The sequence below is a fragment of the Arthrobacter sp. 2762 genome (assembly GCF_040548745.1).
In the GTDB taxonomy this organism is placed as follows: domain Bacteria; phylum Actinomycetota; class Actinomycetes; order Actinomycetales; family Micrococcaceae; genus Arthrobacter.
Genome location: NZ_JBEPSI010000007.1, coordinates 113480 through 131910, shown reverse-complemented (window position 1 = coordinate 131910; position 18431 = coordinate 113480). Strand labels below are relative to the sequence as shown.

The 18431-nt window shown below is 60.7% G+C and carries 22 protein-coding genes; 1 reads left to right on the top strand and 21 read right to left on the bottom strand.

Annotation, left to right across the window (positions count from 1 at the left end; genetic code table 11):
• Nucleotides 1-14 precede the first annotated feature (14 nt).
• From rpsH to rpsJ, 15 genes are all read right to left on the bottom strand, one after another.
• Nucleotides 15-413, bottom strand: a complete 399-nt coding sequence (gene rpsH, locus ABIE18_RS14495) for a 30S ribosomal protein S8 (protein WP_216925090.1) — start codon at nucleotides 411-413, stop codon at nucleotides 15-17.
• Between the two features lie 78 nt (nucleotides 414-491).
• On the bottom strand, nucleotides 492-1070 hold the full coding sequence (gene rplE, locus ABIE18_RS14490; protein WP_011775585.1) for a 50S ribosomal protein L5: 579 nt from the start codon (nucleotides 1068-1070) through the stop codon (nucleotides 492-494).
• Entirely contained in the window at nucleotides 1070-1429 is a 360-nt protein-coding gene (gene rplX, locus ABIE18_RS14485) for a 50S ribosomal protein L24 (protein WP_062073171.1), read from the bottom strand. Before rplX ends, rplE begins: the two co-directional genes overlap by 1 nt.
• Before the next feature lie 3 nt (nucleotides 1430-1432).
• Nucleotides 1433-1801 carry a 50S ribosomal protein L14 gene (rplN, locus tag ABIE18_RS14480; RefSeq protein WP_003803789.1) on the bottom strand — a complete coding sequence of 123 codons (369 nt, stop codon included), beginning with the start codon at nucleotides 1799-1801 and terminating at the stop codon, nucleotides 1433-1435.
• A gap of 354 nt (nucleotides 1802-2155) precedes the next feature.
• Nucleotides 2156-2452, bottom strand: a complete 297-nt coding sequence (gene rpsQ, locus ABIE18_RS14475; RefSeq protein ID WP_142938371.1) for a 30S ribosomal protein S17 — start codon at nucleotides 2450-2452, stop codon at nucleotides 2156-2158.
• The gene (gene rpmC, locus ABIE18_RS14470) at nucleotides 2449-2769 is read right to left on the bottom strand and encodes a 50S ribosomal protein L29 (RefSeq protein ID WP_275959788.1); all 321 of its coding nucleotides are present in this window, start codon (nucleotides 2767-2769) and stop codon (nucleotides 2449-2451) included. The genes rpsQ and rpmC overlap by 4 nt, the downstream gene beginning before the upstream one ends.
• Nucleotides 2770-2771: 2 nt before the next feature.
• Nucleotides 2772-3188 (bottom strand): 50S ribosomal protein L16, encoded by a 417-nt coding sequence (gene rplP, locus ABIE18_RS14465; protein ID WP_003803795.1) that lies wholly within the window; start codon nucleotides 3186-3188, stop codon nucleotides 2772-2774.
• Nucleotides 3189-4010: a 30S ribosomal protein S3 gene (gene rpsC / locus ABIE18_RS14460; protein ID WP_216925088.1), complete on the bottom strand. Its 822-nt coding sequence runs from the start codon at nucleotides 4008-4010 to the stop codon at nucleotides 3189-3191.
• Nucleotides 4011-4376: a 50S ribosomal protein L22 gene (gene rplV / locus ABIE18_RS14455; protein ID WP_090817766.1), complete on the bottom strand. Its 366-nt coding sequence runs from the start codon at nucleotides 4374-4376 to the stop codon at nucleotides 4011-4013.
• Nucleotides 4377-4414: 38 nt separating this feature from the next.
• Complete coding sequence (gene rpsS, locus ABIE18_RS14450) at nucleotides 4415-4696, bottom strand: 30S ribosomal protein S19 (protein ID WP_011775591.1); 282 nt, start codon at nucleotides 4694-4696, stop codon at nucleotides 4415-4417.
• A 12-nt stretch (nucleotides 4697-4708) separates the two neighbouring features.
• The gene (gene rplB, locus ABIE18_RS14445; RefSeq protein ID WP_011775592.1) at nucleotides 4709-5548 is read right to left on the bottom strand and encodes a 50S ribosomal protein L2; all 840 of its coding nucleotides are present in this window, start codon (nucleotides 5546-5548) and stop codon (nucleotides 4709-4711) included.
• 29 nt (nucleotides 5549-5577) lie between these two features.
• Nucleotides 5578-5883 carry a 50S ribosomal protein L23 gene (rplW, locus tag ABIE18_RS14440; RefSeq protein ID WP_011775593.1) on the bottom strand — a complete coding sequence of 102 codons (306 nt, stop codon included), beginning with the start codon at nucleotides 5881-5883 and terminating at the stop codon, nucleotides 5578-5580.
• The gene (gene rplD, locus ABIE18_RS14435; protein WP_216925087.1) at nucleotides 5880-6497 is read right to left on the bottom strand and encodes a 50S ribosomal protein L4; all 618 of its coding nucleotides are present in this window, start codon (nucleotides 6495-6497) and stop codon (nucleotides 5880-5882) included. Before rplD ends, rplW begins: the two co-directional genes overlap by 4 nt.
• A 4-nt stretch (nucleotides 6498-6501) precedes the next feature.
• Nucleotides 6502-7152: a 50S ribosomal protein L3 gene (rplC, locus tag ABIE18_RS14430; RefSeq protein ID WP_026539807.1), complete on the bottom strand. Its 651-nt coding sequence runs from the start codon at nucleotides 7150-7152 to the stop codon at nucleotides 6502-6504.
• A gap of 17 nt (nucleotides 7153-7169) precedes the next feature.
• Complete coding sequence (gene rpsJ, locus ABIE18_RS14425; protein WP_003803825.1) at nucleotides 7170-7478, bottom strand: 30S ribosomal protein S10; 309 nt, start codon at nucleotides 7476-7478, stop codon at nucleotides 7170-7172.
• Nucleotides 7479-7863: 385 nt separating this feature from the next.
• Between rpsJ and ABIE18_RS14420 the strand changes: the two genes are divergently transcribed.
• Nucleotides 7864-9297, top strand: coding sequence for a GH1 family beta-glucosidase (locus tag ABIE18_RS14420; protein ID WP_477514589.1), 1434 nt, complete (start codon nucleotides 7864-7866; stop codon nucleotides 9295-9297).
• A 25-nt stretch (nucleotides 9298-9322) separates the two neighbouring features.
• Here the strand turns inward: ABIE18_RS14420 and ABIE18_RS14415 are convergent, their stop codons facing one another.
• The 6 genes from ABIE18_RS14415 to rpsL form a co-directional block, all read right to left on the bottom strand.
• The gene (locus ABIE18_RS14415) at nucleotides 9323-9448 is read right to left on the bottom strand and encodes a hypothetical protein (protein WP_263422265.1); all 126 of its coding nucleotides are present in this window, start codon (nucleotides 9446-9448) and stop codon (nucleotides 9323-9325) included.
• Between the two features lie 25 nt (nucleotides 9449-9473).
• A complete protein-coding gene (locus ABIE18_RS14410) occupies nucleotides 9474-13712 on the bottom strand; it encodes a hypothetical protein (protein ID WP_499723416.1) in 4239 nt (1412 codons plus the stop codon).
• 157 nt (nucleotides 13713-13869) lie between these two features.
• Nucleotides 13870-15060, bottom strand: coding sequence for an elongation factor Tu (gene tuf, locus ABIE18_RS14405; protein WP_223933983.1), 1191 nt, complete (start codon nucleotides 15058-15060; stop codon nucleotides 13870-13872).
• A 232-nt stretch (nucleotides 15061-15292) separates the two neighbouring features.
• On the bottom strand, nucleotides 15293-17407 hold the full coding sequence (gene fusA, locus ABIE18_RS14400) for an elongation factor G (protein WP_499723415.1): 2115 nt from the start codon (nucleotides 17405-17407) through the stop codon (nucleotides 15293-15295).
• Between the two features lie 69 nt (nucleotides 17408-17476).
• Nucleotides 17477-17947 carry a 30S ribosomal protein S7 gene (gene rpsG, locus ABIE18_RS14395; protein WP_003803829.1) on the bottom strand — a complete coding sequence of 157 codons (471 nt, stop codon included), beginning with the start codon at nucleotides 17945-17947 and terminating at the stop codon, nucleotides 17477-17479.
• A gap of 1 nt (nucleotide 17948) precedes the next feature.
• Nucleotides 17949-18323, bottom strand: a complete 375-nt coding sequence (rpsL, locus tag ABIE18_RS14390) for a 30S ribosomal protein S12 (protein WP_009358312.1) — start codon at nucleotides 18321-18323, stop codon at nucleotides 17949-17951.
• Nucleotides 18324-18431: the final 108 nt, after the last annotated feature.

The window sequence follows — 18431 nt, the reverse complement described above, 5'->3', positions numbered from 1 at the left end:
CTCTTCCTTTCCCGTTACCAGACGTACGCGAGGACTTCGCCGCCCACGCCCTTCTTGCCGGCCTGCTTGTCAGTCAGGAGGCCGGAAGAGGTGGACAGGATAGCGATACCCAGGCCACCCAGCACGTGCGGCAGGTTGGTGGACTTCGCGTAAACGCGGAGGCCCGGCTTGGAGATGCGGCGGACGCCAGCGATGGAACGCTCGCGGTTCGGACCGAACTTCAGGTCGATGGTCAGCTTCTTGCCAACCTCGGCGTCTTCTTCCTTCCAGCCGGCAATGTAGCCTTCTGCCTTCAGGATGTCAGCAACGCGTGCCTTCAGCTTGCTGTACGGCATGGTCACGGTGTCGTGGTATGCCGAGTTTGCATTGCGCAGACGCGTGAGCATGTCTGCGACAGGATCTGTCATAGTCATTTGGGCTATAGCCCTTCCTCATAACGGTTTCCGCTGCGCCTGCTCTTGCGAGCCTGCGCTGCCGGACCTGTTACGTAGTTAGTTTTCGGTCTTGAACGGGAAACCAAGCGCCTTGAGCAGCGCGCGGCCTTCGTCGTCGGTCTTGGCGGTGGTGACGACCGTGATGTCCATACCGCGAACGCGGTCGATGGAGTCCTGGTCGATTTCGTGGAACATAACCTGCTCGGTCAGACCGAAGGTGTAGTTGCCGTTGCCATCGAACTGCTTGCCGTTGAGGCCGCGGAAGTCACGGATACGCGGCAGAGCCAGCGAAACCAGACGGTCCACGAATTCCCACATGCGGTCTCCACGCAGGGTTGCGTGTGCACCGATCGGCATGCCTTCGCGCAGCTTGAACTGTGCGATCGACTTGCGGGCCTTGGTTACCTGCGGCTTCTGGCCGGTGATCAGGGTGAGGTCGCGGACAGCGCCGTCGATCAGCTTGGAGTCCTTGGCGGCATCTCCAACACCCATGTTCACAACAACCTTCACCAGACGGGGAACCTGGTTCACGTTCGCATAGCTGAACTCGTCCTGCAGGGACTTCTTGATGGTCTCTGCATACTTCGTCTTCAGACGCGGAACGATCTTTACTGGAGTCTCGAGAGTCTCAGTCATTAGATGTCCTTCCCGGTGGCCTTGGACACGCGGATACGGACGGTCTTGGTAGCGCCATCCTTCTCAACGGTGTCGAGACGGAAACCAACACGGGTCGGCTTCTTGGTCGACGGGTCAACCAGAGCAACGTTGGAAACGTGGATCGGAGCCTCAACGACCTCGATGCCACCGGTCTTGGTGCCGCGCTGCGACTGACCGACCTTGGTGTGCTTGGTGACGCGGTTGATTCCCTCTACCAGCACGCGGTTGGTGTCCGGGAATACGCGCAGGACCTTGCCCTGCTTGCCGCGGTCGCCGCCACGTTCCTGCTTGGCGCCGGTGATGACCTGAACGAGGTCACCCTTTTTGATCTTAGCCATGGACTAAAGCACCTCCGGGGCCAGCGAAACGATCTTCATGAACTTCTTGTCGCGAAGTTCACGACCAACCGGGCCGAAGATACGGGTACCGCGGGGGTCACCGTCGTTCTTCAGGATCACAGCTGCGTTTTCGTCAAACTTGATGTAGGAACCATCCGCACGGCGGCGTTCCTTCTTGGTACGAACGATGACAGCCTTGACGACGTCACCCTTCTTTACGTTGCCGCCAGGGATAGCGTCCTTGACGGTAGCGACGATGACGTCGCCAATGCCTGCGTAGCGACGACCGGATCCACCGAGAACGCGAATGGTAAGGATTTCCTTAGCACCCGTGTTGTCGGCGACCTTGAGTCGCGACTCCTGCTGAATCAATTTTTACTCCTTGCGTCGCGCCGGTTCTCAGACCGAAATCATGCATACGGAATGAGCCTTGCGGAACGGTTGATCGGGGTGTCTCTTGACCTGCCTGGATTTTGCCAGAACAGGCCTAAACGCCCGTGCCACGAGCATCAGCTTCCCTTGCAGAAAACTCTGCGCGGGGCAGTATGCAGCGGCACGATTGTTTACGAGGTAGTCGATGACGCACAAATGGCGCCATACAAACTCAATATCCTAGCATGTTTCGCTGGTCTTTCCGAAACGTGCTGGGAACGCGGAAGGGCCCGCGTTCCTTGCAGAACGCGGACCCTTCCAGTGAATCCCAACCGGGCAAGCCCGGCGTCGGATTTACTTGGCCTTTTCGAGGATCTCCACCAGGCGCCACCGCTTGGTAGCGGACAGCGGGCGGGTCTCAGAGATGAGAACGAGGTCGCCGATGCCGGCGGTGTTCTCTTCGTCGTGAGCCTTGACCTTCGAAGTGCGGCGAATAACCTTGCCGTACAGAGCGTGCTTCACGCGGTCTTCAACCTGAACAACGATGGTCTTTTCCATCTTGTCAGAGACAACGTAGCCGCGACGCGTCTTACGGTAACCGCGCTGTTCAGCGCTGGCTGCTGCTTCCGTCACAGTTTCCTTCTCGCTCACTTGGCGTCCTCTCCAGCTTCAGCTTCGGCAGTTTCAGCCTTGGCAGCCTTCTTGGACTTCTTTTCTTCCTTGGCTTCCACAACCGGTGCGGCAACCTCGGCACGAATGCCCAGCTCGCGCTCACGCAGAACGGTGTAGATGCGTGCAATGTCCTTCTTTACCGCACGCAGGCGACCGTGGTTTTCCAGCTGACCGGTGGCGGACTGGAAACGCAGGTTGAACAGCTCTTCCTTGGACTTGCGGAGTTCTTCAACGAGACGCTCGTTGTCGAAACCGTCCAGCTGTGCGGGTGCGAGATCCTTCGACCCTACTGCCATTTCTATTCACCACCTTCGCGACGCACAATGCGTGCCTTCAACGGGAGCTTGTGGATTGCCAGGCGCAGGGCCTCGCGAGCTACCTCTTCATTGACACCGGAGAGTTCGAAGAGAACCCGGCCCGGCTTGACGTTTGCGACCCACCATTCCGGAGAACCCTTACCGGAACCCATACGGGTTTCAGCAGGCTTCTTCGTCAGCGGACGGTCCGGGTAGATGTTGATCCAGACCTTACCGCCACGCTTGATGTGGCGGGTCATCGCGATACGGGCGGACTCGATCTGACGGTTCGTCACGTATGCCGGGCTCAGGGCCTGGATACCGTACTCACCGAAGCTGACCTTGGTGCCACCCGTTGCAGCGCCGGAACGACCCGGGTGGTGCTGCTTACGGTGCTTGACTCGACGTGGGATAAGCATTTAAGCCTCTCCTCCTTCTGCTGCCGGAGCAGCAGCTTCAGCGGCCGGAGCCTCTGCAGCAACCGGTGCTGCGTCAGCGGCCGGGCGGTCGTTACGACGACGGCGGTCGCCACCCGGGCGGCCCGGACGGTCTCCTGCGCGGCCACGGGACGGAGCAGCAGCTGCCTGCTGAGCCAGTTCCTTGGCGGTTACGTCACCCTTGTAGATCCAAACCTTCACACCGATGCGGCCGAAGGTGGTCTTGGCTTCGTAGAAGCCGTAGTCGATGTTCGCGCGGAGGGTGTGCAGGGGCACACGGCCTTCGCGGTAGAACTCCGAGCGGGACATTTCTGCGCCACCCAGACGACCCGAGCAAGCAACACGGATACCCTTGGCACCCGCACGCTGTGCGGACTGCATGGCCTTCTTCATCGCACGGCGGAAAGCCACGCGGGAAGTCAGCTGCTCAGCGATGCCCTGGGCAACAAGCTGTGCTTCCATCTCGGGGTTCTTGACCTCGAGGATGTTCAGCTGAACCTGCTTGCCAGTGAGCTTTTCGAGCTCGCCGCGGATGCGGTCTGCCTCGGCGCCACGGCGACCGATGACGATACCCGGGCGTGCCGTGTGGATATCCACGCGGACACGGTCACGGGTGCGCTCGATCTCAACCTTGGCGATGCCGGCGCGCTCCATGCCAGTGGACATGAGCTGACGGATCTTGATGTCCTCGCGGACGAAGTCCTTGTAGCGCTGTCCGGCCTTGTTGCTGTCAGCAAACCAGTGCGAAACGTGGTCGGTGGTGATGCCGAGTCGGAACCCGTGCGGGTTTACTTTCTGTCCCACTTAGCGAGCCTCCTCTTTCTCCGGGGTTGCGACGACCACGGTGATGTGGCTGGTCCGCTTCCTAATGCGGTAGGCGCGGCCTTGGGCACGCGGCTGGAACCGCTTCATGGTCGGGCCTTCATCAACGAATGCTTCGCTGATGAACAGGTCGCTGTCGTCGAATGCAACGCCGTCACGGTCCGCGAGGACACGTGCGTTGGCCATTGCCGACTGAAGTACCTTGAATACCGGCTCCGAAGCTGCCTGGGGGGCAAACTTCAGAATTGCCAGAGCCTCATTCGCTTGCTTACCACGAACAAGGTTGACGACGCGCCGGGCCTTCATAGGCGTTACGCGGATGTGACGCGCAATAGCCTTGGCTTCCATTGCTTTCCTTCTCTCGTCTAAGACGTAAAGTCAGGCGCCTAGCGGCGCTTGCCCTTACGGTCGTCCTTAACATGGCCGCGGAATGTCCGCGTGGGAGCGAATTCGCCGAGCTTGTGCCCGACCATCGACTCAGTGACAAACACCGGAATGTGCTTGCGTCCGTCGTGTACGGCGATCGTGTGCCCGAGCATGTCGGGGATGATCATCGAACGGCGGGACCAGGTCTTGATGACGTTCTTGGTGCCCTTATCGTTTTCCCGTGCGACCTTCACAAAGAGGTGCTGGTCAACGAAAGGACCTTTTTTCAGGCTGCGTGGCATGTGTCCAGGCTCCTATCGCTTGTTCTTGCCAGTACGGCGGCGACGAACAATAAGCTTGTCGCTCTCTTTGTTCGGACGGCGGGTACGGCCCTCGGGCTTGCCGTTCGGGTTAACCGGGTGACGTCCACCGGAAGTCTTACCTTCACCACCACCGTGCGGGTGGTCAACCGGGTTCATGGCTACACCACGGACGGTCGGGCGAACGCCCTTCCAGCGCATACGGCCGGCCTTGCCCCAGTTGATGTTCGACTGCTCGGCGTTGCCGACCTCGCCGACGGTTGCGCGGCAGCGCACGTCAACGTTGCGGATTTCGCCGGAGGGCAGACGCAGCTGGGCGAAGCGGCCTTCCTTGGCAACGAGCTGTACCGAAGCACCAGCGGAACGAGCCATCTTGGCGCCGCCACCCGGACGCAGTTCAACTGCGTGGATAACGGTACCAACCGGGATGTTGCGCAGCGGCAGGTTGTTGCCCGGCTTGATGTCAGCGTCAGGACCAGCCTCGACGAAGTCACCCTGGGACAGCTTGTTAGGAGCGATGATGTAACGCTTGGTGCCATCAACGTAGTGCAGGAGTGCGATGCGAGCCGTGCGGTTCGGGTCGTACTCGATTTCGGCAACGCGGGCGTTGATGCCGTCCTTGTCGTGACGACGGAAGTCGATCAGACGGTACTGGCGCTTGTGCCCACCACCCTTGTGACGGGTGGTGATCTTACCGGAGTTGTTACGGCCGCCAGTCTTGTGCAGCGGACGCAGCAACGACTTTTCCGGAGTCGATCGCGTGATTTCAGCAAAGTCGGCTACGCTCGAGCCACGACGGCCCGGGGTAGTCGGCTTGTATTTACGGATTCCCATAATTTATTTCCTCGTTAAAGTGGTCTCCGCTACGCGAGCGGACCGCCGAAGATGTCGATTGTGCCTTCTTTGAGGGTGACAATTGCACGCTTGGTGCTCTTGCGCTGTCCCCAGCCGAATTTGGTGCGCTTGCGCTTACCGGCACGGTTGATGGTGTTGATCGAGTCAACTTTGACCGAGAAGATCTTCTCTACGGCCAATTTGATCTCGGTCTTGTTCGAGCGAGGGTCCACCAGGAAGGTGTACTTGCCTTCGTCGATCAGACCGTAGCTCTTTTCCGATACGACGGGTGCAAGCACGACGTCGCGCGGGTCCTTGATGGTGGTTACGCTCACTTGGAGGCCTCCTCGTTCTTAGCCTTGTCAGCGACGAACGCCTCGAAAGCAGCCTTGGTGAAGACCACGTCGTCGGAAACGAGAACGTCGTAGGTGTTCAGCTGGTCTGCGTACAGAACGTGAACATCTGCGAGGTTGCGCACGGAGAGTGCAGCGACGTCGTTGGCGCGCTCGATAACAACGAGCAGGTTCTTGCGCTCGGAGACTGCACGCAGCGAAGCCAGTGCTTCCTTGGCGGACGGCTTGGTGCCGGCTACCAGTTCAGCGATGACGTGGATGCGACCGTTGCGGGCGCGGTCCGACAGGGCGCCGCGGAGAGCAGCAGCCTTCATCTTCTTGGGGGTGCGCTGGCTGTAGTCACGAGGGGTCGGACCGTGGACAACGCCACCGCCGGTCATGTGAGGAGCACGGATGGAACCCTGACGGGCGCGGCCGGTGCCCTTCTGCTTGAACGGCTTGCGACCTGCACCTGAAACCTCGGCGCGGGTCTTCGTCTTGTGGGTACCCTGACGGGCAGCAGCGAGCTGTGCGACGACGACCTGGTGCAGCAGCGGCACGTTGGTCTGGACGTCGAAGATCTCTGCAGGCAGGTCTACCTTGACAGTGCTAGTCATCTAACTAGGCTCCCTTCACGGCGGTGCGTACGAGTACGACCTGGCCGCGGGCACCGGGGACGGCACCCTTGATAAGGAGCAGCGACTTCTCAACGTCAACAGCGTGAACCGTGAGGTTCAGCGTCGTGTGACGCTCGGCGCCCATGCGGCCGGCCATTTTCAGGCCCTTGAAGACGCGGCTCGGGGTGGATGCGCCACCGATGGAGCCAGGCTTACGGTGGTTCTTGTGGGCACCGTGGGAAGCGCCAACGCCGTGGAAGCCGTGACGCTTCATAACACCGGCAAAGCCCTTACCCTTGGAGGTGCCGACGACGTCGATCTTCTGGCCGGCTTCGAAGATCTCGACAGAGAGCTCCTGGCCCAGCTCGTAGGATGCGGCGTCTGCGGTACGCAGTTCGACAACGTGGCGGCGAGGAGTTACGCCTGCCTTTTCAAAGTGACCAGCCAGCGGCTTGGTGACCTTGCGGGGGTCGATCTGGCCGTAGCCGATCTGGACGGCGACGTAGCCATCTACCTCTGCGTTGCGCAGCTGGGTGATGACGTTGGAGTCAGCCTGGACGACAGTTACCGGGATGAGCTTGTTGTTCTCGTCCCAGACCTGGGTCATGCCGAGCTTCGTGCCCAGCAGGCCCTTTACGTTACGGGTTGCGGTCATAGTCTCTCAGCACCTCCCTAGAGCTTGATTTCGATGTTCACGTCTGCAGGCAGGTCGAGACGCATAAGCGAGTCAACAGCCTTCGGCGTGGGGTCGATGATGTCGATCAGACGCTTGTGAGTACGCATTTCGAAGTGCTCACGGCTGTCCTTGTACTTGTGCGGAGAGCGGATAACGCAGTACACGTTCTTCTCCGTCGGAAGCGGCACCGGGCCGACTACCGTTGCGCCTGCGCGCGTGACCGTCTCAACGATCTTCCGCGCTGAAACATCAATGACCTCGTGGTCATATGACTTCAGCCGGATGCGGATTTTTTGTCCCGCCATGTCGCCTGACTCTCTTTCAGCTAGTGCTGCTCTAGTTAGGGCTGCTCTGTTTACTTACCTGTTGGCGTGGCCGCCGAAGCGTTTGAGGTTTTACCACCACACGCCGCACAAGCTGAATCCGGATCATTCCGGGTTCCTCAACCTGCCGGCGCACCGACCCCCGCGGTCGGGCGTGTCGCGATTTTCACGCAAACTCGACCGCATTCCATGGGGTTCAGGGTTATGTTTGGGCTTCAGCCTGGACCCTGACACCCGGCATTATCCGGATCGGGACACGAAGAAGCGCTTGAACAACTCATCCAGTATGGCGGAAATAAAGGCCAAAGGCCAATCGGGGCCCGAACGGGCATTGCCACAGCCGCCACCCGCTATGGATGATAGTGGAATGACCGCCCAGGATACGGGTTCCGTGGAAGATCTGGCCGCGCGCCTACGTCCAGGGTTCACGCTGGGAGTCGCGGCCGCCGCCTTCCAGATTGAAGGGTCTGTAACCGCTGATGGGCGGGGACCTTCGGGCTGGGATGCGTTCGCACAGAAGCCGGGAGCAATCGTCGACGCCGACTCCCCCACCATAGCCTGCGACCACTACAACCGCGCCGACGAAGATGTCACCCTGATGCAGGAACTCGGCATCGATTCGTACCGTTTCTCCCTTTCCTGGCCCAGGATCCAGCCCGGCGGCAAGGGCGGAATCAACCAGCGTGGGCTGGACTTTTACGATCGCCTGATCGACAAACTCCTTGCTGCTGGTATCTCGCCCATGGCAACCCTGTTCCATTGGGATACTCCTCTGGAACTTGAACACGCTGGCGGCTGGATGAATCGGGATACAGCGGAACGCTTTGCCGTCTATTGCAGCGCTGCAGCGGAGCGCTTTGGGGACCGCGTGGAGCACTGGGTCACCATGAACGAACCAGTTTCCGTCACGCTCCAAGGCTATGCCTTGGGCGTCCACGCGCCCGGGCGCCAGTTGTTGTTCGATGCCTTGCCGGCCGCCCATCACCAACTGCTGGGTCATGGGTTGGCAGTGCGCGCCCTGCGTGAAGCCGGGGTGAAGGGGCAGATCGGCATCTCCAACATGCACTCCCCCGTCCGCCCCGCGAGCAACAGCCTCTCGGACCGTTTGATGGCCCAGTCCTTCGATCTGCTCCTCAACCGCATATATGCTGACGCCGTCCTGCTGGGTCAGTACCCCAGGCCACCTTTGCCCATGAAACCCTGGTTCCGGTCATTGGGAACCATCAGGGATGGTGACCTTGAGTTGATCAGCCAGCCACTGGACTTCTATGGGCTCAACTACTACTACCCGGTCAAGGTTGCTGCGGGGCGCGGACCGGCGGAGATCCCCACAGGCACTGCCGTCGAAATGACGAAAGTGCCATTTCACCTGGCCGCCTACCAGGAGTACGAAACCACTGGATTCGGCTGGCCGGTGGCGCCGGAGCATTTGGCAGTGCTGCTCCGCGAGATGAAGGACCGCTACGGCGACGCCCTTCCACCGGTCTATATCACCGAAGGAGGGGCCAGTTTCCCCGAGCCTTCGCACGTGGATGGGCCTATACAGGACCATAACCGGATCAGCTACCTGGCGGAGCATCTTGGCCACGCGCTGACTGCTACAGGACCCGGCGGCATCGCCGAGGACGTCGAACTCCGCGGTTACTACGTGTGGACGCTGCTGGACAATTTCGAATGGGCGGCAGGGTACTCGCAACGCTTTGGCTTGGTGCATGTGGACTTCGACACCTTGGAGCGCACACCCAAAGACTCGTTTTACTGGTATCGGGCACTGGGGCGTGCACGCCACCGGGAACCCTAGCCCACGTGGGTTAACTCCGATCGGGCTACTTGTTTTTGTTGGCGCGGTTGATGCGCTTGGCGCGCTCAATTTCATTGCGGAAGTACTTGCGACCCCACAGCACTCCGCCGCCGATCACCGCGATGATGGCAAGGAAAATCAGGAATTCCATGGTGCTCCTCTCATTGGGTTCAACGTTAGCGGATTCCATCCCGGCTGGATGCCGCTGAGGGTTCTGGTGTTGGATTGTTGCCCTCGGCTGCCGGCGGTTTTCGGTTCAGCCGCCATACTGCCAACACGATCAGGGCCAAGGCGACGAGTGCCAGCATCGCGAATGCGTAACTGCGCAGCGCCCACATGATGCTGGCTGCCACGCCCGCAGCGCCCCACCACACAAACATTCGCTCAGCCAGGAGGAGTCCGGCCACCAGGAGCACCACATGAGCCACGAGGACGTATATCTGCTGGGACGATGTTCCCACGAAACTTGTCCCCACTGCTGTCAAGGACAGCAGCCCTGCTGTGAGGGCAAGCCGCAATTGTCCCTCGGAACGTTGCCGGCCCATGTAGCGCACCCCTGCCATAACCGCGCCGGCAACAACGTACCATTGTGCCGCCCAGAACCATTCAGGCGAGCCGCCATCCACAAACAGCAGCGCCCGCTGGAACCCCGCGAGGGTTGCCAGGGCAGCGATTTCTCCGGCCAGCCACTTGCCGTTCGTGACCTCGATAACCACCAACACTCCGGAAACCAGGATCAGTGCCGCACCCACCAGCGAGGTCTGGTCCCGTGCCAGGCCGGCGGCCGCAGCTATGACAAGCCCCGTGATCGAAGTTATCACCAGGGCGTTGCGCCGCCAGGGTTGTGAGGCAATGAAGGGGCCGCTCAGCCTGCGGACCACATACATGGCTGCCCCGGTTCCCACTGCGCCTATCAACCATGGCAGGAAGGAATCCCAGGCAGTCAGCTCCCGACCATCAAGCAAACCGTCGACGGCGGTCACGGCACCAACCAGCGCGGCGGGCGCCGCAGCGGCATAGAGGGACGGCATCCCCTCAAAGTGCGAGGCGGCGAACAGCACCGACGCCAGAACCAGGACGGCAAAACCGCTGAGCGACAGTGACGTCGTCACAGCCAACAAGCCGCCGGTAGTGGTGAACGTGAGTGCCGAAATCAACCACAGCCACCGTTCGGCCATATCTGCGGCTGAACCCTCGCCAGTCATGACCGGTCCCGCGTTCACGGGCGCGAAAACTGCCCTTGCAACGACGGCAGCCACTGCCAGCGCCAACAGCACCCAGGGCACTTGATACTTGTCCAGCAACGGCTGATACAGCCAGGTATCTGATGGGAAGCCCAAGGACGGTCCAGCCGCGATCACTCCTGCCGTGAGTCCAGCGATCCCGAAGTACTGCGCTCCCCGGGCACCAAAGGTGCCCCACGCGATCGCGGCCGTTACCGGCACGAATGCCAACTCGGCGAGGAGCACCCAACGGCCACCGCCGTCGTAATCTGCTGCGAGCAAATAAGCCAGTGGGAGAAGAAGCTGTGCGCCTGGAATTGCCCAAACCATTGCCTTTTGGAAGGGGTCGTCGCTGTGTCGCCCCTGGAGGAAGGATTGCACAAAGAACTGCACTGGCAACTGCAGGACGAGGATCAGCGCGACAGCGACAGATGTAGCCGCAGCCGACTCCGTGAAGTCGGCCACCACCAGCGTGACCAAGGCCCCGGAGAGAATGCGCACAGCCAACAGGTATCCACCGCGGGCCAGGCGCTGGCCGGTCACAGCAACCATGAAGCCGCTGTATGCCGTAAAGATGCCCAGCAGAAGTTCCAGATCCCTGACATTTCCAAGCCGGAGGGCGAAAAGCAGAACCATTGCCGCAGGAGCGAACAACCATACCAGTTTGTGGGCTCGAAGCATCGAACTGATGGCCACGGCCGCCAGAGCCGTAATGGTGGCACCCGCACCTGGCTGCCAGCCCTCCCGTACCCCGGGCGCCCCGTCCACGGTGAGGAACATACTGCACAGGACCATCCCGGCCAGCACCACTCCGGCGTCGATAATGGCAGGCCGCAGGGACTTCGCACCATAACCCGCACGCAGCGGCAGGATCAGCTGCAGGGCAAGAATGACGATGACAATCAGGCCGACGGCAACCTCTTCACCGGCAATCTGGAGGCCGGCGTCCTTCGTTGCGTCGTAGTAGGCCGAGGCAGCCAACACGGTTCCCGCGGCGCGCGCCAACCACCAGTAGCTTTGCCTATGCAGGGAAGCACGCAACCGGAGGGCTGTGGCACAGAAGTACGTGACAGCGGCCAACAGAACCACGTTGGATAGTGTCCGCGACACAGCAACCCCGGCCACGATGCCTGCCACCGTAGCGGCGGCAGGAGCCAGGAACTCCCCTGTTGTGGGACGCCAGCCGGAACTACTGCTGTCCTTACCCTGCGGGAACGCCAACCAGCCGGAGACCAAACCTGCGGCAACCACCACCCCCACAGCAACTGCCACAGTGGGCCGCCCGGATGCAGCATCGAAAATAGGCAAAGCAAGGAGTCCTGCCGTCGCCGCCCCACCGAACCCCGCTGTGGACGCGTGTCCTCCCACGGTGCGTACACCGTTGCCCTCAAGCAAGGCACTCACCAATTGCTGCACTGCACATGCCGCCACGAAAGCGAACAATGTGCAGGAAGACCTGTCCGCATGATCCGTGAAGAGGCCTGCAGCCAACGCCGTTACCGCTAGCGTAATGGCGACCCGCCCAGCCAGGACGTAGACATGTCGAAGTGGCCCCGGATTGATTCCTCCCAGAAGGAACCAATAGAGGGCCGCGACAGCGAGCAGCCCGGTCACGGGCCACGCACCCAGCAACCCAACGAACGGTGCTGCCACAACAAGTACGGCCGCGGGTGCGAACTCTGCCCCCTGGCCCAGCTTCCAGCCCAGCACCATGGCGGTCGGCATCGCGATGAACAGCGGCACAAACTCTGGCAGCTGGAAACTTCCCACGCCAAGCATGACCGTGAGCACAACCGCAGCAACAATTTGCAGCGCGAGGCACGAGAGGGCGTCGTACCACCACGTTCGTGGAACCAGGCGTTTTCCGCCGAACGCGACTCCAACCGATTGGACCCCCAGGCAGATGATTCCAGCCAGCACCACGTGGCTTGAATCCGCGGAGACATCCCACACAAGACCCAACACTGCCAAGGTGAAGGCGACGCGGGCGCCATGGAAATTGAGCAATCGGTGCTGGCCTGACTGCACAAGCGCCATCACGGCAAAGTAGAGCCCGCACATCATCATGACCATGGGGTACTCCCCCTTGGCCAGGAAGTTGGGCGTCATGCTTACCGCGAGACCCACGAACGGCACGACAAACGGATGCAGCACCGCCAGAGGACGGATAAAGAGCGGAGGGAGCCAACGGGGGCGAACCAGTGCACCCAGTGTGAAGAGAATGGCAACGCCAATCAGCGCCGTAAAGTACCAGACCAAGGCCCCGCCAAGCACTGATACTCCGGACCACGCCGTGGAAACCACGAAGGTGAGCGAGAGCAACGCCAGCACCTTGTTATCGAGGCGCAGCGCAGCGTAAACGTAAGCAGCTGTTCCCAGCAATGAAGTGACCAGCCAAGCCATGGGGCCGTGATGAAGGGCAAAGTTGTACATGGCCAAGCCTGTAACCGGGACGAGGGCCAGCCCTGTTCCTGTAAAAGCTATGGCTGCAGGGCGAAGCCGTGGCACCCTTCGCTCGATGATGAGTCCTGAAGCATAGAACAAGATGGTGATGGCCCAAATAGCCACAAAACGAAGAACCCCAGGAAGGCTGGTTCCAACAAACAGGGCACCTGCGGCAACAAGCAACAGACTCGCGACGTACAGGGTGATGTTGATGTTTTGGCGGTCGCGCTTCTCCTTCCTCGCCGCGACAGCTTCCGGGCTCTCACGCGGGGGAAGCATCGGCTGGAATTGCCGCTGTTGTGGCGAAGGAGCCACATTTCGCTGAGGAACAGGCGCGCGGCTGTACGACGGCGGCACACCCGCTGGCGCCACGATCCTCGCGGTCTGCTGAAACGCAGGAGGCATGATCGCGGGCTGGAACGGCATTGGCTGCCGTACTGCGGGCGGTTGCTGTACAGTCGCCGGTTGCTGTATTGCCGCCGGCTGCCGTGCAGCCGGCAGTTGCTGTACTGTCGGGGGTTGCTGCTGCCGCACTGTGGGCCCCTGGCTTTGCCCTCGCGCATCCTCCCAACCTGCCAAATGGCCGGCGAGGTACCCCGCACGGTAAGTGGCGGCGTCGTCGATCCTGACAGCCGGCGTCGAACGAGTTCCTTCCCGCCGGCCCCGCACCAAGCCCAGTGCGTAACCAATGACACCAATAACGGCCAAAAGCATCAGCACAAGGCCTGTTGTCAAGAATCCCAGCATGGAAGCTCCTACGGTGAAGCCGGGCGCAAGGCCTGCACGGCATTAATCCAATCGATAGATTAATGATAGCAAAGAAGAACCCCACCACATAAGCGATGGGGTTCTTCTTTAGCTCGCTACCGACGATGTCGGAACTTTGCGGATCTACAAGTAGAAACTACTTGATGATCTTGGTAACACGTCCCGAACCAACGGTGCGGCCGCCTTCGCGGATAGCGAAGCCGAGGCCCTCTTCCATAGCGATCGGCTGGATGAGCTCAACGGTCATCTCAGTGTTGTCGCCAGGCATAACCATTTCCGTGCCTTCCGGCAGGGTGATAACGCCGGTTACGTCCGTGGTACGGAAGTAGAACTGCGGGCGGTAGTTCGAGTAGAACGGGTTGTGACGTCCGCCTTCGTCCTTGGAAAGGATGTAGACGTTGGCCTCGAAGTCGGTGTGCGGGGTGATGGAACCCGGCTTGACGACAACCTGGCCACGCTCGACGTCGTCGCGCTTGAGACCGCGGAGCAGGAGGCCACAGTTCTCGCCGGCCCATGCTTCGTCGAGCTGCTTGTGGAACATCTCGATACCGGTAACCGTGGTCTTCTGGATCGGGCGGATGCCAACGATCTCGACCTCGGAGTTGATGGCGAGGGTTCCACGCTCGGCGCGGCCCGTAACAACGGTGCCACGACCGGTGATGGTGAAGACGTCTTCGATCGGCATCAGGAACGGCTTGTCGCGGTCACGTACGGGGTCCGGAACGGACTCGTCGACAGCTGCCATCAGGTCCTGGACGGACTTGACCCAAACCGGGTCGCCTTCCAGAGCCTTCAGACCGGAAACGCGAACAACCGGAGCTTCATCGCCATCGAAGCCCTGCGAGCTCAGGAGCTCACGAACTTCCATTTCGACGAGGTCGAGGAGTTCTTCGTCATCAACCATGTCCGACTTGTTCAGTGCGACCAGCAGGTAGGGAACACCAACCTGACGGGCGAGCAGAACGTGCTCACGGGTCTGGGCCATCGGACCATCGGTTGCGGCAACCACGAGGATTGCGCCGTCCATCTGGGCAGCACCGGTGATCATGTTCTTGATGTAGTCAGCGTGACCGGGGGCGTCAACGTGTGCGTAGTGACGCTTCTCGGTCTGGTACTCCACGTGGGAGATGTTGATGGTAATACCGCGCTGGCGCTCTTCCGGAGCAGAGTCGATGGACGCGAAGTCGCGCTGCTCGTTGATGTCCGGGTACTGGTCGTACAGCACCTTGGAAATGGCGGCAGTCAGCGTCGTCTTACCGTGGTCAACGTGACCAATGGTGCCGATGTTGACGTGCGGCTTAGTCCGCTCGAACTTTGCCTTTGCCACAGGTTCCTCCTAGAACGATTTCAAGTGAAGTGCTCCTCGGCCGCGCTTTTCGCGGCAGAAACTTTAGCAAGTCTACTTGGGGGCTTGGTTTTGGTGAAATTGCAGATTCAGGAACCAATACTAGTTCCTAGAGCCTGTTCGCGCAGGGGGCCGGGCCGCGACTTTCGCCGCAGCCCCGCCACTCACGCTGAGATGCCTTCCCGGAACCGGAATTGCATCCGTTACCGGGAGATTACTCGCCGCGGGTTTTCTGGATGATCTCGTCGGCTACAGCCTTCGGGACCTCCGCGTAGCTGTTGAACGTCATGGAGTACACGGCACGACCCTGCGTCTTGGAACGGAGGTCGCCAATGTAACCGAACATGCCGGACAGCGGAACGTGTGCACGGATAACCTTCACACCTGCTGCGTCCTCCATGGACTGCATCTGGCCACGGCGGGCGTTCAGGTCACCAATAACATCACCCATGTATTCCTCAGGTGTGCGGACCTCAACATCCATCAGCGGTTCGAGCAGAACAGGGTTCGCCTTGCGTGCAGCTTCCTTGAAAGCCATACGGCCGGCGATCTTGAACGCCATTTCCGAGGAGTCAACATCGTGGGACGCGCCGTCGATCAGCGTGGCCTTGATGCCAACAACCGGGTAGCCGGCCAGGACGCCGTCGTTCAGTGCATCCTGGATACCAGCGTCAACAGACGGGATGTATTCGCGCGGAACGCGGCCACCGGTGACCTTGTTCTCGAACTCGTACAGCTCGCCGGAAGAGGTGTCCATCGGCTCGATCGCGATCTGGATCTTTGCGAACTGACCCGAACCACCGGTCTGCTTCTTGTGCGTGTAGTCGTGACGCTCTACAGCGCGCTTGATGGTTTCGCGGTAAGCAACCTGCGGCTTGCCAACGTTTGCCTCAACCTTGAATTCGCGGCGCATGCGGTCCACCAGGATGTCCAGGTGGAGCTCGCCCATGCCGGCGATGATGGTCTGGCCAGTGTCTTCGTTGAGGGAGACCTGGAAGGTCGGGTCCTCAGCGGAGAGCTTCTGGATGGCCGTGGAGAGCTTCTCCTGGTCACCCTTGGTGTTCGGCTCGATGGCAACCGAGATCACGGGCTCCGGGAAGCTCATGGACTCGAGGACGATCTGGTTGTTGGCGTCACACAGGGTGTCACCCGTGGTGGTGTCCTTCAGACCGATGGCTGCGTAGATGTGGCCGGCAGTAGCGCCCTCAACGGGCATTTCCTTGTTGGCGTGCATCTGGAACAGCTTGCCGATACGTTCCTTCTTGCCCTTGGTGGAGTTAACCACCTGGGCGCCGGCCTCAACGTGACCGGAGTACACGCGGACGAAGGTCAGCTGACCGAAGAACGGGTGCGCAGCAATCTTGAAGGCGAGGGCCGAGAACGGCTCGTCAGCAGAGGGCTTGCGGGTGAGTTCCTTCTCTTCGTCGCGGGGATCGTGACCGATCATCGGCGGGACGTCGAGCGGGTTCGGCAGGAAGTCGACAACAGCGTCAAGCATGGGCTGTACGCCGCGGTTCTTGAAGGCAGAGCCACAGAACACCGGGTAGAGCTCGGAGTTGATGGTCATCTTGCGGATGCCGGCCTTCAGTTCCTCAAGGGTGAGTTCTTCACCTTCGAGGTACTTCTCCATGAGCTCTTCGGAAGCCTCGGCCACAGTCTCTACGAGCTGTGCACGGTACTCTTCAGCCTTGGCCTGGAGGTCCGCCGGAATTGCCTGCACTTCGTAGGAAGCGCCCATGGTGACGTCACCCTTTGCGTCGCCAGGCCAAACCAGGGCACGCATTTCGAGGAGGTCAACAACACCGATGAAGTCGTTCTCAGCGCCGATGGGCAGCTGCATGACCAGCGGCTTGGCACCGAGGCGGGAAATGATGGTGTCTACGGTGAAGTAGAAGTCAGCGCCCAGCTTGTCCATCTTGTTGACGAAGCAGATACGCGGAACGTTGTACTTGTCAGCCTGGCGCCAAACAGTCTCGGACTGCGGCTCCACGCCTTCCTTGCCGTCGAACACTGCAACTGCACCGTCGAGGACGCGCAGGGAGCGCTCAACCTCAACCGTGAAGTCAACGTGGCCCGGGGTGTCGATGATGTTGATCTGGTTCTTGTCCCAGAAGCAAGTCACGGCGGCAGACGTGATGGTGATGCCGCGTTCCTTTTCCTGTTCCATCCAGTCGGTCGTCGAGGCGCCGTCGTGCGTCTCGCCGATCTTGTGGTTCACACCCGTGTAGAACAGGATGCGCTCGGTAGTGGTGGTCTTGCCGGCATCGATGTGGGCCATGATGCCGATATTGCGGACCTTGTTAAGGTCGGTAAGCACGTCCTGTGCCACGGGGTCTCCCTTTCGGATGGACTACACGTTCGCCGCCGGCTCGGTTGAGCCGACGGCGCCCGGGAGGATTTACCAGCGGTAGTGTGCGAAGGCCTTGTTGGACTCGGCCATCTTGTGGGTGTCTTCGCGACGCTTGACAGCGGCACCGAGACCGTTCGAGGCATCCAGGATTTCGTTCTGGAGACGCTCGGTCATGGTCTTCTCGCGGCGGGCCTTGGAGTAGCCCACGAGCCAACGCAGGGCGAGGGCGGTGGAGCGACCCGGCTTGACCTCAACCGGAACCTGGTAGGTGGCGCCACCAACACGGCGTGAACGCACCTCGAGGGAAGGCTTGACGTTGTCCATGGCCTTCTTGAGGGCAGCAACGGGGTCGCCGCCGGACTTGGCACGTGCACCTTCGAGGGCACCGTAAACGATGCGCTCTGCGGTGGACTTCTTGCCGTCAACCAGAACCTTGTTGATCAGCTGAGTGACCAACGGGGAGCCGTAAACGGGATCGGAAACTAGCGGCCGCTTCGGGGCCGGACCCTTGCGAGGCATATTACTTCTTCTCCATCTTTGCGCCGTAACGGCTGCGGGCCTGCTTGCGGTTCTTGACACCCTGGGTGTCGAGTGCGCCGCGGACGATCTTGTAGCGGACACCCGGAAGGTCCTTCACACGACCACCACGGACGAGCACGATGGAGTGCTCCTGGAGGTTGTGGCCAACGCCGGGGATGTAAGCGGTAACTTCAACGCCACCGTTGAGGCGCACACGTGCCACCTTACGAAGAGCCGAGTTCGGCTTCTTGGGGGTGGTGGTGTAAACGCGGGTGCAAACACCGCGGCGCATCGGGCTGCCCTTCAGCGCGGGAGCCTTGGTCTTGGAGACCTTAGGCGTGCGGCCCTTGCGGACCAGCTGGTTAATCGTAGGCACTTTCGTGTTCTCCGTTGTTTGATCTCTGCCCCCACACACAGGCGCCAGCCAGTGTAAACGTGGGAACTTTGGCGTTGCTCATGCGGCCGGCCGAAACATCCGGTAGGC

What these genes read in the sequence shown, in the direction of transcription:
- rpsH (WP_216925090.1), bottom strand. Translation starts at nt 413, where the DNA reads ATGACTATGACAGATCCTGTCGCAGACATGCTCACGCGTCTGCGCAAT.
- rplE (WP_011775585.1), bottom strand. Translation starts at nt 1,070, where the DNA reads ATGACTGAGACTCTCGAGACTCCAGTAAAGATCGTTCCGCGTCTGAAG.
- rplX (WP_062073171.1), bottom strand. Translation starts at nt 1,429, where the DNA reads ATGGCTAAGATCAAAAAGGGTGACCTCGTTCAGGTCATCACCGGCGCC.
- rpmC (WP_275959788.1), bottom strand. Translation starts at nt 2,769, where the DNA reads ATGGCAGTAGGGTCGAAGGATCTCGCACCCGCACAGCTGGACGGTTTC.
- rplP (WP_003803795.1), bottom strand. Translation starts at nt 3,188, where the DNA reads ATGCTTATCCCACGTCGAGTCAAGCACCGTAAGCAGCACCACCCGGGT.
- rplV (WP_090817766.1), bottom strand. Translation starts at nt 4,376, where the DNA reads ATGGAAGCCAAGGCTATTGCGCGTCACATCCGCGTAACGCCTATGAAG.
- rpsS (WP_011775591.1), bottom strand. Translation starts at nt 4,696, where the DNA reads ATGCCACGCAGCCTGAAAAAAGGTCCTTTCGTTGACCAGCACCTCTTT.
- rplB (WP_011775592.1), bottom strand. Translation starts at nt 5,548, where the DNA reads ATGGGAATCCGTAAATACAAGCCGACTACCCCGGGCCGTCGTGGCTCG.
- rplD (WP_216925087.1), bottom strand. Translation starts at nt 6,497, where the DNA reads ATGACTAGCACTGTCAAGGTAGACCTGCCTGCAGAGATCTTCGACGTC.
- rplC (WP_026539807.1), bottom strand. Translation starts at nt 7,152, where the DNA reads ATGACCGCAACCCGTAACGTAAAGGGCCTGCTGGGCACGAAGCTCGGC.
- rpsJ (WP_003803825.1), bottom strand. Translation starts at nt 7,478, where the DNA reads ATGGCGGGACAAAAAATCCGCATCCGGCTGAAGTCATATGACCACGAG.
- ABIE18_RS14420 (WP_477514589.1), top strand. Translation starts at nt 7,864, where the DNA reads ATGACCGCCCAGGATACGGGTTCCGTGGAAGATCTGGCCGCGCGCCTA.
- ABIE18_RS14415 (WP_263422265.1), bottom strand. Translation starts at nt 9,448, where the DNA reads ATGGAATTCCTGATTTTCCTTGCCATCATCGCGGTGATCGGCGGCGGA.
- ABIE18_RS14410 (WP_499723416.1), bottom strand. Translation starts at nt 13,712, where the DNA reads ATGCTGGGATTCTTGACAACAGGCCTTGTGCTGATGCTTTTGGCCGTT.
- rpsG (WP_003803829.1), bottom strand. Translation starts at nt 17,947, where the DNA reads ATGCCTCGCAAGGGTCCGGCCCCGAAGCGGCCGCTAGTTTCCGATCCC.